Raw genomic sequence first — 13483 nt, 5'->3', positions numbered from 1 at the left:
TGACACGAAAAAGGATAGAAATGAAAGCAATGCTTAAGATATTTTTATTATTTGCATGTAGCACCTTGCTACTAGCAAACGCCCCTGAGAAGAGCTCTTATGACACTCAGGTTAAAATTTTAAAAGAGCTAGACATCGATGCTAGCTTTATGAAAACTTCTCACTATGCAAAGATGAGACAAGGCATACAAAACTCACAGGTAAGAACATTTACAGATGCCTTGAAAAATGGCTATATGTATATACCAATGATAAAAGAGCAGATCAAAAAATCAGGCGTGCCTGAGTCATTTTTCTATCTAGCGATGATAGAGTCAGGCTTTTCAAATCACACTGTCTCAAATGCTAAAGCTACTGGTATGTGGCAGTTTATGGAGCAAACAGCAAGAATTCACGGTCTAAAAGTAGGGCAATACACTGACGAGAGAAAAGATCCGGTTGAATCAACTGTCGCAGCTACAAACTATCTAAGATCACTTAAAAATCAATTTGGCAAATGGTACTTGGCAGCAATGGCATATAACTGCGGCGATGGTGCATTAAAAAAAGCTATACAAAAAGCTGGTACAGACGATCTTGTAACACTTCTTGACGCTGAGAAAAAATACCTCCCAGCTGAGACTAGAAATTTCATCATTAAAATTTTAAGAGCGGCATATATAGCAAAAGATGCGGACTTTTTGATATCTAAAGAGTCATCTTTGCTAAACATAAATGGCGGATTAAGACTTACGAAAGTAAAAGTGCCAGGCGGTACAAATTTAGCTCAGATAGGCGACAGTATCGGTCTTAGCACAAAAAAGATGAAAAGCAATAACCCGCATTTAAAATTTGTATTTACTCCTCCAACTTTAAAAGATTATTACGTTTATATCCCTGAAAATAAAAAGCAACTTTTCTCAGATAATTTCAAACCATTTAATGGCAAAAATAACTTCTACGCCTACACAGTTAAAAAGGGTGAGACGCTACTTTCTATCTCTAAAAAAACAGGCGTTAGCCACAGAGCGATCAAGGACTACAACGAGCTTAGCACAAACGCAGTAAGCTATAATCAAAAACTAATAATCCCTTTTTCTACTCAAAATAAATCTCACAACTACGTAGTTCAAACAGGCGATACGATCGCATCTTTATCAAAGAAATTTAATGTAAGTGAAAAAGATATAAAAGATGCAAATTCTTTGGCTAGTTCAAATTTAAATGTCGGAGCAAATATTGTCATACCGTAAGAGCCTAAATTTCTACTTAGGACTAAGTTTTACACTTCTAATTACTGGTTGTTCTTGGAGCGGGGCTCCATTTACTCCGAGTGGTCCAACTAATGTAAGAGGCAACAACTCCGCCTCAGTTCAAAAAGCAACAATGAGACCATACACCATAAACGGCAAAACATACTATCCAACCGTCGTAAGCGTCGGCGATAAAGCCAGCGGAACGGCAAGCTGGTATGGTCCAAATTTTCACGGCAAAACGACCTCAAATGGCGAAGTTTATAATATGTATAATATGACTGCGGCGCATAAGACTTTGCCGATGAATACAATACTTAAAGTAACAAATTTAAGAAATCAAAAAAGCGTCATCGTGCGTGTAAATGACAGAGGACCTTTTGTGGCTGACAGGGTGCTTGACCTTTCAAAAGCAGCTGCGATGAAGCTTGATGTCATCGGCACCGGCACAGCTCCAGTTAGTATGGAGGTTATCGGCTTTAATGAAGACATTAACGCTGTTACAACTGCTAGCGCGCAACCAACAAAACCAACAAGCACTGGCATAAAAGTGCCAAATCCAGTCTCTCCAACGGCCCCAGTTGGCGGCATCGTGATCTCATCAGAGCAACGCGTTGTGGGTGGAGATTTTATGGTACAAATTGGCTCGTTTAAGAACCTTGAAGGCGCAAATAGATACCAAAGAGAGCATAAAAGTATAGATGGCTATAGATCAGTCGTTAAGACATTTACGATAGATGGCTCAACCATTTATAGGGTATTTTTAAATGGCTTTAGAAGCGAGGACGAGGCTAGGGATTACGCAAGAAGCGGTAAATTCCAAGGCGCATTTATAGTAAGAGGTTAGGGCGTGAGAGAGGAAATTTTAGAACTAACTAGAAACACAAAAGAGACGCAAATCTCAATGAAGCTTAAAATTTACGGCTCTGGGGTTGCAAAGATAAGCACAGGCATTGGCTTTTTTGACCATATGCTTGAGGCATTTACAAAGCACTCTTTGCTTGATCTTGAAATTTCATGCAAGGGCGACACGCATGTGGATTTTCACCACAGCGTCGAGGATGTAGGCATAGTTTTGGGACAGCTTTTAAAAGAGGCTTTATATCCATTAAGTGGTGTTGAGAGGTTTGGCGAGGCGAGCGTTGTTATGGATGAGGCGGCTGTTTTTTGCGCGCTAGATCTTAGCAACAGAGCTTACCTTGTGTATGAAAATTTTAATGAAAATGCCAAAGTTGGCGAGTTTGACACTGAGCTTGTGGAGGAGTTTTTTAGAGCAGTTGCTATAAATTCAGCCATCACTCTTCATCTAAATCAAATTCGTGGCAAAAATACTCATCACATCATCGAAGCAACGTTTAAATCATTTGCCGTAGCACTCCGCAGAGCGCTTGCCAAAAACGCAAGAATCGGCACTCCAAGCACAAAAGGCGTTTTATGATAGAAATTATATTTTTAGACGTTGATGGGTGCCTCACTGATGGCAAGATCATCTACAATGCAAACGGCGAAGAGCTTAAATTTTTTGATGTAAAAGATGGCTACGCGATAGAGAGCTGGCTAAAGCTTGGCAAGAAAGTAGCTATCATCACTGGCAGAAAGTCGGCTATCGTTGAGCGAAGGGCTGAGGATCTAAAGATAAATCACGTCTATCAAGGCGTTGGCGATAAATTTGAAGTAGCAAGCGAGATATTAAAATTTGAAGGGCTTAGCTTTAAAAATGCAGCAGCTATCGGCGATGACTACAACGACTATAAAATTTTAGACGCAGTTGCATGGAGCTTTAAGCCAAAAGATGCCATTAAAGAGCTTGATGTAAAGACAAAGCTAAAGCACAAAGGCGGCAATGGCGCTGTTAGAGAGATGATCGAGATGATCATAAAATCAGAAAATTTATATGACGAGTGGTCTAAGCGTTGGTTGTAAAAATTTTCTACTTCGTCGTGGCCATTTTTAGTGCTGTGATGATATTTTTAGCGGCTCAAGACCCATACCTAGCAAACGTGCTAAAGGTTGATACAAAGATATCAAATATGCAGGTAAATGATGTGGTTGATTACGAGATAAACTCAACTAAGATAAGCGGAGTTTATGAGAGTGACGAGCTAAATAGATATAGCGACAGGGATGAATTTTTAGACTTTAAAGCGAGAATTTTAAGGGGAAATTTAAGACATTTTCTAAGCTCAGACAAGGCTATCTCGCAAAACGATGAGATAATCTTTCAAAAAAATGCAAACTATGAAAACAACGATAGTTTGAAATTTAAAAGCGATGAAGTTATATACAACACAAAGACAAAAATAGTAAGATCAGAAGCAAATTTCACCATCACTAGAAATGGCGACAAAGCACTGGGTGATAGCGGAAGCTACGATCTTGGTAAAAAACAAACGCAGATAAAAGGGTTAAGGGCATGGATAGAAGAAAAGCAGCGATTTTAGCGATGATTTTGGGCTTTACATTTTTAAATGCAGAGCAAGTTGAGATCACATCAAACGATTTTTTTGCTGACGAAAACAAGCAGATCAGCGAATTTGTAGGCAATGTAAATATCAAAAAAGGTTCATACGATGAGCTAAAGGCAAATAAAGTCGTTGTGCATTTTGATAAAAAGCGCCAGCCAGTAAAATATGTAGCCACAGGCAACGCTAGAGCTAAAATTTTTATGAAAGATAAGCACTATGACGGCAAGGGCGATACGCTCACATATGAGCCAGCAAAGCAGACATACACAGTAACTGGCAATGGCTACTTGCACGAGGTAGAGACTGATAAAAATGTCTATGGTGATAAGATCGTGGTTAATCAAAAAGATGGCACATATAGCGTAAATAGCGACGAGAAAAAGCCGGTTAAATTTATCTTTCAAATAGAGGATAAAACCAAGTGATAAGGGCTCTTGGCGCTAAATTTATCACTTCAAGCCCAAGTATAAAAGAGGCTCCAAGCTTTGTGACAAGCGAGGTGGTCTTTTTAGGCAGGTCAAATGTAGGTAAAAGCAGCCTCATAAATGCACTTGTAAATCAAAAAAATTTAGCCAAAAGCTCATCAACTCCTGGCAAAACGCAGCTTATAAATTTCTTTGAAGCAGAGTTTTGTGAGGAAAAAGAAGAGAGCGAAAAAGAGAAATTTAAACTCATCTTGGTCGATCTACCAGGCTTTGGCTACGCAAAAGTTGCAAAGTCAAAACACGACGAGTGGCGCAAAAATTTAGATGAGTTTTTGAAATTTAGAAGCGACATCAGACTTTTTATACATCTAATCGATGCTAGGCACTTTGACCTAGACATCGATGTAAACGTGGATTCTTACTTAAAAAGCTTTTTAAGAGCTGATCAAAAAATCTTAAATTTATACACAAAAAGCGACAAGCTAAATCAAAGCCAGAAGAGTGCGATAATGAAATTTGACCCAAGTGGTATTTTGGTCTCGACACTCAGCAAAAGCGGCATCGACAAGGCACGGGAAGCTATCATAAACCACGCTCTTGGTAGGTAAAATGCAAACCATAAGCAGCTTAGACATTAAAATTTTTAAAGGCTTTTGGTGGGTCATTTTTTTGCTCTCTTACGAGATCGCAACTACGCAGTTTGGCTTCTTGCCGCCACTTATTGGCATCTTTTTTACATATATGATTTTGGAGTATTCAAGAAAGCAAAAGCAGTATGATGAGTTTAAGCTCTCGTGGTATTTTTCACTCGTTTTTCTGGTCTTTGCTGAGCAAATTCATGGCTTTTATCTCTTTTCAACTATCATTGCATTTTTGCTATTTTACAACTTCGTGCTAGACTGGCTCTATACGACGATGAAGTGGCGAAACTGCCTGCTTGTAATCTTTATCGCCTCTGGCTATGTGCTAACCTTTCTTGTAAATAACCTTTTTGCCTACGTCTTAAACGAGCCAAATTTGACTTTTAGTGCAGAGTATCTATTTTTCATAGCGCTTGAAAGTGTGCTTGCTATCGTGCTTTTTAGGGACAAAGTACTATGAGGATGCGTATCGTTTTTGGCGTGATCGCTCTTTTTTGGATCATGCTTTTGGGGCGGATTTACCACCTAAGTGTAAATTCAAACACTTATTACAACGAGATCGCCGAGCAAAATGCGATAAAAACTATCTACATCCCGCCAGTTAGAGGCATCATCTTTGATGCGCACGACAAGCCTATGGCGGTCAATCGCCTCGGCTTTTCTATCTATGTAAAGCCGCACCTTAGCGCAAACAAAAAGGTGAAAATTTTAGACGATGAGCTAGCCTATATCGGCTCGCTTTTTGGCGATCTAAACGTCACCAAGCTTAAAAATGAATATATCAAAAACGACTCAGCTTACAACCAAGACTTTATAAACGTGGTCGAATTTGTTGATTATGATAAATTTTTGCCATTTTTTGCGCCCCTTTCTCTGCGTGAAAATTTAGAGATAAGACCCGCTTCAAAGCGCCACTATCCATACAATGACCTAGCTTCTCACATCATCGGCTATGTCGGCAGGGCAAACCAAAAAGATATGGAAAATGACCCCTTGACAAAGCTTACAAACTATATTGGCAGAAGTGGAGTAGAGCGCTTTTATAACCCGATCTTGCAAGGAATTCAAGGCTTTAAAAAGATCAAAGTAAATGCACTAAATGAGGAGATCGAGCAGGTGAGCTATCAAGCGCCACAAAGTCAAAACATAAAGCTCGCCGTCGATCTTGAGCTGCAGCAGTTCGTCGCTGACGTCTTTGGTAAGGATGCAGGAAGCGTCATAGTTATGAGTTTAAAAGATGGCGCTATCATCGCAGCAGGAAGCTTTCCTGAGTATGATCTAAATCCTTTTGTGCTTGGAATTTCTCAGGCTGAGTGGGAAGAACTTGTAAAAAACGTCGATCACCCATTTACAAACAAGCTGATAAACGGCCTCTATCCACCAGGATCTGTCGTAAAAATGGGCATGGCGCTTGCCTTTTTAGATAATGGCATGAGCAAATATGATAGCTTTTTTTGTAGTGGCTCGTATGAGCTTGGAGGGCGTAAATTTCGCTGCTGGAACTCACATGGTCACGGCACGGTCAATATGAACACAGCTATTAGAGAGAGCTGCGATGACTATTTTTACAAGGGTAGTCAAAAGATCGGCATAGACGCCATTGTGCCGATACTTGAGCGCATGGGCTTTGGTAGAAAAACAGAGGTTGATTTGCCAAATGAATTTGTGGGGACCTTGCCAAGCAGAGAGTGGAAGATGAGGAAGTATGGCAAGGCGTGGTTTCAAGGCGAGACGCTCATCACCTCTATCGGACAGGGAAATTTTCTAGTCACGCCTATGCAGGTGGCTAAATACACAGCAGGCCTTGCAACTGGGCTAAATGTGACGCCACATTTTTTAAAGAGCATCGATGGCAAAGATGTTGATTTTACGCCAACAGATGATGCTTTTACGCCGTTTGAAAAGTCGCAGCTACCTGCCATTAGGCATGCGATGTATGAGGTGGCAAATCATCCAAGAGGTACGGCAAATAGACACTTTGTGGGAAGCCTTGTAAAGGTTGCGGCAAAGACTGGAACAGCTCAGGTCGTTGGTATCTCGCAAACTGAAAAGAAGCGTATGAAAGAAGAAGATATGGCATATCTGCAAAGATCTCACGCGTGGATGACGACCTATGCGCCTTTTGAGGATCCACAATACGTTATAACTATGGTTGTCGAACACGGCGGTCACGGCGGTAGCGCTGCTGGACCAAAAATCTCTCAAATTTATAACAAGTTAGTTGAAATGGGATATATAAAACTAGATAAAGTTCAGACTGATAAAGATAAAAAACAATAAATTTTATCTCTAAAAAAATTATTAAATATGTCTGTGTGTATTTGTTTGCTCGCAAAACGTGAAATAGTTCTTGAAAGATAAAAAATATAATTAATAATTAGTTACCTTATGGGTGACATATATTCTTAATTTTGATATTAATTAAAATGAATATTTAAATTTGTAATGAAGTGATTAAAAATAGTTTTTGAAATTTTAGCCCCAAAATAGGGCTAAAATTTATGGATTATAGACCTTCAAAAGGATTTGAAGCTACGTCTTTGCGATCAACTATGTAAGGTATGATAGCTGCGTGGCGAGCTCTCTTGATCGCTTTTTCTACCATCTCTTGGTATCTTTTTGATGTGCCAGTTAGGCGTCTTGGCATGATTTTAAATCTCTCTGACAAGCAATACTTCAAAAGCGAAGTGTCTTTGTAGTCTATAAAATCAATTTTTGCTTCTGTAAATTTGCAATATTTGCGTGAATATTTTCTTTTTTCTGCCATTTTTTATCCTTTAAAATTAAAACGGTATTTCTTCATTGTTGAAACTATCAGCATCAACGTCTATATCAGGAACTTCTGAATAACTCTCTTGCTTTCTTTGCGGCGCAGCTTGTGGTCTAGTCTCTTGCGGGCGGTTATATTGGTTATTTTGATATCCGCCTTGCTGTCCGTAGCCACCGCTATTTTGGCTATTCATAGAGTATCCGCCTTGTTGCGTTTGGTTATTTGAGCCAAGCATTTCCATGCTCTCAACGGCGATAGAGTGTTTTGAGCGATTTTGTCCGTTATTGTCGGTCCATTGGTCAAATTTAAGTCTTCCTTCGATAAGCAGCTTTGATCCCTTGTTGAGATATTGGTTTGCTATCTCTGCACTCTTGCCAAAAAATGATATATCAATAAAGCAAGTCTCATCTCTTCTTTCCCCATTTGAGGTGATTTTGCGTGTCACAGCTATACTAGAATTTCCTATGGCAACGCCGCTAGTAGTATATCTAAGCTCTATATCTCTGGTTAAATTTCCAACTAATACTACTTTATTGAACATTTTTTATCCTTGATTATTCTTCTGTAAATGTTTGCTCGTCTACTTTTTCAGCTCTTGGCTCGCGTGGTGCTCTTGGCTCGCGAGGTTCTTTTTTAATAGTTTGCTTGATACCTTTGCAAAGTCTTTCCCAAGCTGCGATCTCGCGTTTGTTTTCATATTTAACGCTTAAAAATCTTATGATATCTTCTGTGATCCTTACGTTTCTTGTAAGCTCTGCAAGAAGTGCTGGTGGAGCTTTGTAATAGATAACAAAATATGTTCCACGCTCATATTTTTTGATGGCATAAGCTAGTTTTCTAGTGCCCATCTCAACGACAGTAGCGATCTCGCCGCCGTTTTTTGTTATGACTTCTTTTACGAAATCAACCTTAGCTTTAACTTCCTCTTCCGTCAATGTCGGCTTAAGAATAAATAAAAGCTCATAATGTTTCATTTTTTCTCCTTATGGATATTTAGCTCACTTTGTGAGCAAGGATTTTGCATTAAGCAAGGGTGGATTTTAGCTTAAATTTACTTAATATTTGCTGTTGATATGAGATGCTGCAGATTTAAAATGGTTGATAAAACGAAAATTTCTTTATCCATTTTTGTATTTGTTTTTAGCTCTAGCTCTGCTAAATTTAGCGTTTTAAATATCTCTAAATAGGCATTTAAACTTAGCTTTAAGCTATTTGCTTTTAGTAAATTTGCCACATTTACTGGTGGTTGATAGCCGATCGCTTCGTCTAAATTTAAGCGGCCATTTATCTTGATGTAAGAGTAAATTTTAAACAGCCTAAAAAATGCTTTGTAAAGTGAGTTTAGAAGTAAAATTTCATTAAAATTTGGATCTTCTAAGTAGGTAAAAAAGTCGTTTTTTATATCTTTTAGAGCCATAAATTTATTGAAAAAATCATCAAAATTTATCCCGCCAAGCCCAAAAACCAGCCTTTTTACATCATCTTGTTCGATATGGGTGTTTAGGCTCTTTAGCTTCGTTAGCTCACTTGCTGCAAGGTATAAATTTTCATTATGAGTAAAATAAAGTTCATAAAGTGCATTTTTGGTTATGTTTAGGCCTATTTTGGCCGAGTTTTTGGCTAGTAAATTTATCGCCTCATCTGGAGTTGAGGGCTTGAAAAATCTCGCAAAATTTGCCCCAAAAGCCTTTTGCGTATCAAAAACTAGCTTCATATCGGCCTCATAAAACTCAAATAAAAAGTAGTTATCCTGGCTCTTTGAGCAAAGCGAGATGAGCTCTTTTAGCTCTTTTGCCGGGATCTTTTTGTCGCTTTTTACATAGAGGATATTTTTGCCGCCAAAAAGCGACTGCTCGCTTAGGTGAGAGCTTGCTTGCGCGTAGTCATACTCGTCAAAATAAAGGCTTAATAAATTTGCATCTTCGCTTGCATAAAAGCTTAAAATTTCCTTGCCAAAGAGCTCGATCTGAAACTCGTCCGCCCCAAAAAGCAAGAAGTAGTTGCTTAAATTTGCATTTGCTAAATTTAGCTCCAAATCTTTTCTATACATCGATCTTTCTTACCACTTTTGCAAAAATTTTAGCGCTCGCGATGTCGACCTCTGTGATCTTTACGACAAGCTTTTGAAGTAAATTTGCGCTATATCCAGTGATGAATATCCTAGCGCCAACAAAATGATCATCAAGCTTAGCAACCAAAACATTTTGGTTTTCGCTCACGTAGCAACGCACCTCTTTGCCGATATTTGCAGCTGCCCAGCGTGCGAATTTCCTATCCATAAAGTCGTAGGCTACCTTGTCGGCTTCTCTTTCAAGCTCGCTTAAGGTTGCACATGTGCTTTGGATGTTTAAAAGCAAGAAGTTGTAAAGCTTCTCATCTTTTGAAATTTTAGCCTTTAAAAGTCTGTGCAAAATAAGGTCAGAATAGCGTCTAATAGGGCTTGTAAAGTGCGTGTATCTATCAAATCCAAGCCCAAAGTGGCCTAAATTTTCACTTGAGTATTCAGCCTTTTTTTGAGACTTGATGATGAGCTTGTCTATCTCTTCGCGGTTGCCCATTTCATCGGCCTTTGCTTGGATCTTTCTTATCAAATTTGCAAGGTCGCTCTCGTAGGTAAAGTCAAGTCCCAAAAGCTGCAAGTCCTCAAGCAAGGCATCTATCTTTTTAAAATCAGGCGATGCGTGGTTTCTAAAAACGCCTTTTGTGATGAGTTTTGCAGCGGCTTTGTTTGCTAAAAGCATGCAGTCCTCAACAAGTCTGTGCGAGTCGGAGTCGCTTTCAAACCTAGTTTGCGAAATTTGACCCTCTTCATCAAGGCTCATTCTAAGCTCTTTTGTCCTGAAGTCAAACGCGTGCAAAAGCCTTTTTTTGCGAAGCTTTGTGGTGAGTTTAAAAAGTGGCTTGATCCATGAAATTTCACACTCTCTTTTGCCTTCTAAAATTTCATCGATCTCATCGTAGTTAAATCTCCTTTTTGAAAGGATGATTGCTTCAAAAAGCTCCTCTTTTTTTACTTCGTTGTTTGCATCAAGTGAAATTTTAAAACAAAATGCAAGGCGCGGCACATTTGGCTTTAGCGAGCAGATATTTTCACTAAGCGCGCGCGGCAACATCGGCACTGAGATGTGCGGAAAGTAGATAGAAAAGCCTCTTTTTTTAGCCTCGCTATCAATGGCACTATACGCGGTCACATACTCGCTTACATCGGCAATTGCAACGTAAATTTCGCGCTTTTTCTCATCAAAATATATGGCATCGTCAAAGTCTTTGGCATCGACTGGATCGATCGTGCAAAACTCTAAATTTCTTAGATCAACCCTGCTTGGATACATGCTAGCATCGACTTCGTCGCCAAATGCTTTTGCTTCAAGCTCACAAGCCTCGCTAAATTTATCATTTTTATTATAAATAGCAAGCGAAATTTTCTCATCGCTTAGCGGATCTTCTAAATTTCCCAAAACCTCGACTATTTCGTTGTTTAGGTTATTTATCTTTAGTAGCGTCCCAAGCGGGAGCATCTTTAGACTTTTTTGAGTTGCTTTTAGGGTTGTGCTTAGCCCAGTTTTTAAATTTACCCCTAAAATGGCTGCCCCAAAGCGTTTTGTATAGACTACGCTTGTCTCATTTGCAAGCTTTAGGCTCATCACTATTTTAGCACTTTGGCGTTTTTTCTTAAGTGGCAAAAGCTTTGCTAGCACGATATCGCCAAGGTGAGAGTTGTTTAAATTTTTATTTTCGACGATGATATCTTGCTTGAAGCGCTTGTCAAATGGCATGATAAAGCCAGTTGCATTTTGGCTGATGTCTAGCTTGCCGCAGACATAGCCGTTGTTTAGGTAAAATTTATCTTTATGAGAGCTTACGGCACCAAGGTTTAGGAGATTACGTAAGACCTCTTTATCTTCGTTTGATATCTCTTTTTCTTTGATGCCAACGAGTAGTGATGTTAAAAATTCTTTCACAAATTGTCTTTGACTTTGCTAACAGCCATTAAAAATGTATCTCTCTCAAAGCCATATTCGTTTATAAGAAGTGTTGCGTTATTTACGCTCACATCATCAAGCTGGTTAAAGATATTAACCGCTGTTTTTACTACTTTTAACGCTCTTGCGTACTCTTTTATATGATCAGGTGCCTCTTCAGGAGTGTTTGAGTAGAGGATAGAATTTCCAAGCTCGATCTCTAAATTCCACTGCTCAAAAATTTTAGCTGTGACCTCTTCGTTTGTGATGTCTAAAATTTCAGACTCTAAAAGCGCAAGATCATAGGTAGATGAAATTTGTTTTAACTTTGTTTTAAACTCAGCGACTTGGTTATTTTCTGTGAGCTCATGAGCTAAAACGATCTTGCCAACCTCAAGCATAAATGAAGCAGGAGAGAGAATTTCTAGATTTTTAGGTTTTATCTTTGAGTACCAGTGATACATCAAAGCATTTTGCATGATTGAGATATTTAAAAAATCTTGTGCGGTAATGTCATATGGCTCTAAATTTATAGAAAAGGTCTTTTTAATGGCACTTGATAGCGCAAAACCGCGGATAGTAGCCATGCCAAAAAGCGAAATGGCTCTTGCGATAGTTGTGATCTCTTGAGAAAATCCGTAAAGTGGCGAGTTTGCTGAACGCAAGATATTTGCTGTTAGCATAGGGTCTTTTTCGACCACTTTTGTGAGGTCATTTATCGAGCTATTTTCGTCAGCATGTAGGCGCTGGATCTGTATGACAGTGTCGTCTAGTGGCGGAAGCGCTTTGATTTTTTTAAAAATTGATTCATTCATGTAAAGTGACTCTTTTGGTTAAAAATTTTGTCACATTATAGCAAAAAGCTGCAGCATAAAACTTAAAGATACTTTTTTGCTCTTTTTCAGCAACGTTTTTGTTGCTAAAATGTATAATTTTGCCAAATTTTAACAACAGGAGAAACAATGGCTATAAATGTTTATTATGATAAAGACTGCGATTTAAGCCTTATTCAAAGTAGAAAAGTAGCAATCATCGGCTTTGGCTCACAAGGTCACGCACACGCTGAAAATTTAAGAGACAATGGCGTAAGTGTCGTAATCGGTCTTGCAAAAGGTGGCAAAAGCTGGGCAAAAGCTGAGGCTAAGGGCTTTGAAGTAAAAACTGTAAGCGAAGCTACAAAAGGCGCTGATGTAGTTATGATCCTAACGCCAGATGAGCTTCAAGCTGAAATTTATAAAAATGAGATCGAGCCAAATTTAAAAGATCACGCTGCTATCGCATTTGGACATGGTTTTAATGTTCATTTTGGACAGATCAAAGCTCCAGCAAACATAGATGTCATCATGATCGCTCCAAAAGCTCCAGGACACACAGTTAGAAGTGAATTTTTAAGAGGTGGCGGCATACCTGATCTTATCGCTGTTGAGCAAAATGCAAGTGGAAAGGCTAAAGAGATCGCTCTAAGCTATGCTTGCGGTATAGGCGGCGGTAGAACTGGCATCATTGAGACAACATTTAAAGATGAAACTGAAACAGATTTATTTGGAGAGCAAGCTGTGCTTTGCGGTGGTCTTTGCGCACTTGTAAATGCTGGATTTGATACGCTTGTAGAGGCTGGATATGAGCCTGAGATGGCGTATTTTGAGTGCTTGCACGAGCTAAAACTGATCGTTGATCTAATGTATCAAGGCGGCATGGCTGATATGCGCTACTCTATCTCAAACACAGCTGAATACGGCGACTACGTAAGTGGCATAAGGGTAGTTGGCGAAGAGAGTAGAAAGGCTATGAAAGAAGTTTTAAGAGAAATTCAAAATGGTAAATTTGCAAAAGACTTCATCCTAGAGAGAAAAGCAGGATATGTTAGAATGAACGCTGAGCGCGGTATAGCTGAGAGAAGCTTGCTAAATAAAACTGGCAAAAAACTTCGCGCAATGATGCCTTGGATAACTAACGGCAAACTTATAGATCAAAGCAAAAACTAAGCC

At 39.1% G+C, this 13483-nt stretch carries 16 protein-coding genes; 10 read left to right on the top strand and 6 right to left on the bottom strand.

Annotated features, from left to right (window positions below; genetic code table 11):
- Window positions 1–20 precede the first annotated feature (20 nt).
- Genes B9N65_RS01680 through mrdA form a run of 9 tightly spaced genes read left to right on the top strand, consistent with a single transcriptional unit; the run spans window position 21 to window position 7043 of the window.
- Window positions 21–1232, top strand: coding sequence for a lytic transglycosylase domain-containing protein (locus tag B9N65_RS01680; protein ID WP_021092790.1), 1212 nt, complete (start codon window positions 21–23; stop codon window positions 1230–1232).
- Window positions 1219–2079: a septal ring lytic transglycosylase RlpA family protein gene (locus B9N65_RS01675; RefSeq protein WP_009294185.1), complete on the top strand. Its 861-nt coding sequence runs from the start codon at window positions 1219–1221 to the stop codon at window positions 2077–2079. Before B9N65_RS01680 ends, B9N65_RS01675 begins: the two co-directional genes overlap by 14 nt.
- A 15-nt stretch (window positions 2080–2094) precedes the next feature.
- Window positions 2095–2670, top strand: a complete 576-nt coding sequence (gene hisB / locus B9N65_RS01670) for an imidazoleglycerol-phosphate dehydratase HisB (RefSeq protein WP_035142991.1) — start codon at window positions 2095–2097, stop codon at window positions 2668–2670.
- Window positions 2667–3155 carry a KdsC family phosphatase gene (locus B9N65_RS01665; RefSeq protein ID WP_004317467.1) on the top strand — a complete coding sequence of 163 codons (489 nt, stop codon included), beginning with the start codon at window positions 2667–2669 and terminating at the stop codon, window positions 3153–3155. Before hisB ends, B9N65_RS01665 begins: the two co-directional genes overlap by 4 nt.
- Complete coding sequence (lptC, locus tag B9N65_RS01660) at window positions 3146–3673, top strand: LPS export ABC transporter periplasmic protein LptC (RefSeq protein ID WP_087582550.1); 528 nt, start codon at window positions 3146–3148, stop codon at window positions 3671–3673. Before B9N65_RS01665 ends, lptC begins: the two co-directional genes overlap by 10 nt.
- Entirely contained in the window at window positions 3646–4122 is a 477-nt protein-coding gene (gene lptA, locus B9N65_RS01655) for a lipopolysaccharide transport periplasmic protein LptA (RefSeq protein WP_087582549.1), read from the top strand. Before lptC ends, lptA begins: the two co-directional genes overlap by 28 nt.
- Window positions 4119–4730, top strand: a complete 612-nt coding sequence (gene yihA / locus B9N65_RS01650; RefSeq protein WP_087582548.1) for a ribosome biogenesis GTP-binding protein YihA/YsxC — start codon at window positions 4119–4121, stop codon at window positions 4728–4730. The genes lptA and yihA overlap by 4 nt, the downstream gene beginning before the upstream one ends.
- Before the next feature lies 1 nt (window position 4731).
- A complete protein-coding gene (locus B9N65_RS01645; RefSeq protein ID WP_087582734.1) occupies window positions 4732–5223 on the top strand; it encodes a hypothetical protein in 492 nt (163 codons plus the stop codon).
- Window positions 5220–7043, top strand: a complete 1824-nt coding sequence (gene mrdA, locus B9N65_RS01640; RefSeq protein ID WP_087582547.1) for a penicillin-binding protein 2 — start codon at window positions 5220–5222, stop codon at window positions 7041–7043. The genes B9N65_RS01645 and mrdA overlap by 4 nt, the downstream gene beginning before the upstream one ends.
- A gap of 226 nt (window positions 7044–7269) precedes the next feature.
- Here mrdA and rpsR read toward each other — a convergent pair whose 3' ends face one another.
- The 6 genes from rpsR to B9N65_RS01610 all read right to left on the bottom strand — a co-directional run bounded on the left by rpsR (window position 7270) and on the right by B9N65_RS01610 (window position 12310).
- Complete coding sequence (gene rpsR, locus B9N65_RS01635) at window positions 7270–7530, bottom strand: 30S ribosomal protein S18 (RefSeq protein WP_087582546.1); 261 nt, start codon at window positions 7528–7530, stop codon at window positions 7270–7272.
- 16 nt (window positions 7531–7546) lie between these two features.
- Window positions 7547–8074 carry a single-stranded DNA-binding protein gene (locus B9N65_RS01630; protein ID WP_087582545.1) on the bottom strand — a complete coding sequence of 176 codons (528 nt, stop codon included), beginning with the start codon at window positions 8072–8074 and terminating at the stop codon, window positions 7547–7549.
- Between the two features lie 13 nt (window positions 8075–8087).
- Window positions 8088–8507 (bottom strand): 30S ribosomal protein S6, encoded by a 420-nt coding sequence (gene rpsF, locus B9N65_RS01625; protein WP_087582544.1) that lies wholly within the window; start codon window positions 8505–8507, stop codon window positions 8088–8090.
- A 77-nt stretch (window positions 8508–8584) separates the two neighbouring features.
- Window positions 8585–9583 (bottom strand): DNA polymerase III subunit delta, encoded by a 999-nt coding sequence (holA, locus tag B9N65_RS01620; protein ID WP_087582543.1) that lies wholly within the window; start codon window positions 9581–9583, stop codon window positions 8585–8587.
- Complete coding sequence (locus B9N65_RS01615) at window positions 9576–11495, bottom strand: RNB domain-containing ribonuclease (RefSeq protein ID WP_087582542.1); 1920 nt, start codon at window positions 11493–11495, stop codon at window positions 9576–9578. The genes holA and B9N65_RS01615 overlap by 8 nt, the downstream gene beginning before the upstream one ends.
- Window positions 11492–12310 carry an HDOD domain-containing protein gene (locus B9N65_RS01610; RefSeq protein WP_012140069.1) on the bottom strand — a complete coding sequence of 273 codons (819 nt, stop codon included), beginning with the start codon at window positions 12308–12310 and terminating at the stop codon, window positions 11492–11494. Before B9N65_RS01610 ends, B9N65_RS01615 begins: the two co-directional genes overlap by 4 nt.
- A gap of 147 nt (window positions 12311–12457) precedes the next feature.
- Here B9N65_RS01610 and ilvC point away from each other — a divergent pair, with 147 nt between their 5' ends.
- Entirely contained in the window at window positions 12458–13480 is a 1023-nt protein-coding gene (gene ilvC / locus B9N65_RS01605; protein ID WP_087582541.1) for a ketol-acid reductoisomerase, read from the top strand.
- The last annotated feature ends 3 nt before the right edge of the window (window positions 13481–13483 follow it).

The organism is Campylobacter concisus, from assembly GCF_002165815.1.
GTDB lineage: Bacteria > Campylobacterota > Campylobacteria > Campylobacterales > Campylobacteraceae > Campylobacter_A > Campylobacter_A concisus_BH.
This window is presented reverse-complemented; position numbering and strand designations above follow the sequence as displayed.

Excerpts from the sequence above, each read along its gene's own strand:
- ilvC (WP_087582541.1), top strand. The coding sequence starts at position 12,458 with ATGGCTATAAATGTTTATTATGATAAAGACTGCGATTTAAGCCTTATT.
- lptA (WP_087582549.1), top strand. The coding sequence starts at position 3,646 with ATGGATAGAAGAAAAGCAGCGATTTTAGCGATGATTTTGGGCTTTACA.
- B9N65_RS01630 (WP_087582545.1), bottom strand. The coding sequence starts at position 8,074 with ATGTTCAATAAAGTAGTATTAGTTGGAAATTTAACCAGAGATATAGAG.
- B9N65_RS01610 (WP_012140069.1), bottom strand. The coding sequence starts at position 12,310 with ATGAATGAATCAATTTTTAAAAAAATCAAAGCGCTTCCGCCACTAGAC.
- B9N65_RS01680 (WP_021092790.1), top strand. The coding sequence starts at position 21 with ATGAAAGCAATGCTTAAGATATTTTTATTATTTGCATGTAGCACCTTG.
- holA (WP_087582543.1), bottom strand. The coding sequence starts at position 9,583 with ATGTATAGAAAAGATTTGGAGCTAAATTTAGCAAATGCAAATTTAAGC.
- B9N65_RS01645 (WP_087582734.1), top strand. The coding sequence starts at position 4,732 with ATGCAAACCATAAGCAGCTTAGACATTAAAATTTTTAAAGGCTTTTGG.
- mrdA (WP_087582547.1), top strand. The coding sequence starts at position 5,220 with ATGAGGATGCGTATCGTTTTTGGCGTGATCGCTCTTTTTTGGATCATG.
- rpsR (WP_087582546.1), bottom strand. The coding sequence starts at position 7,530 with ATGGCAGAAAAAAGAAAATATTCACGCAAATATTGCAAATTTACAGAA.
- B9N65_RS01665 (WP_004317467.1), top strand. The coding sequence starts at position 2,667 with ATGATAGAAATTATATTTTTAGACGTTGATGGGTGCCTCACTGATGGC.
- rpsF (WP_087582544.1), bottom strand. The coding sequence starts at position 8,507 with ATGAAACATTATGAGCTTTTATTTATTCTTAAGCCGACATTGACGGAA.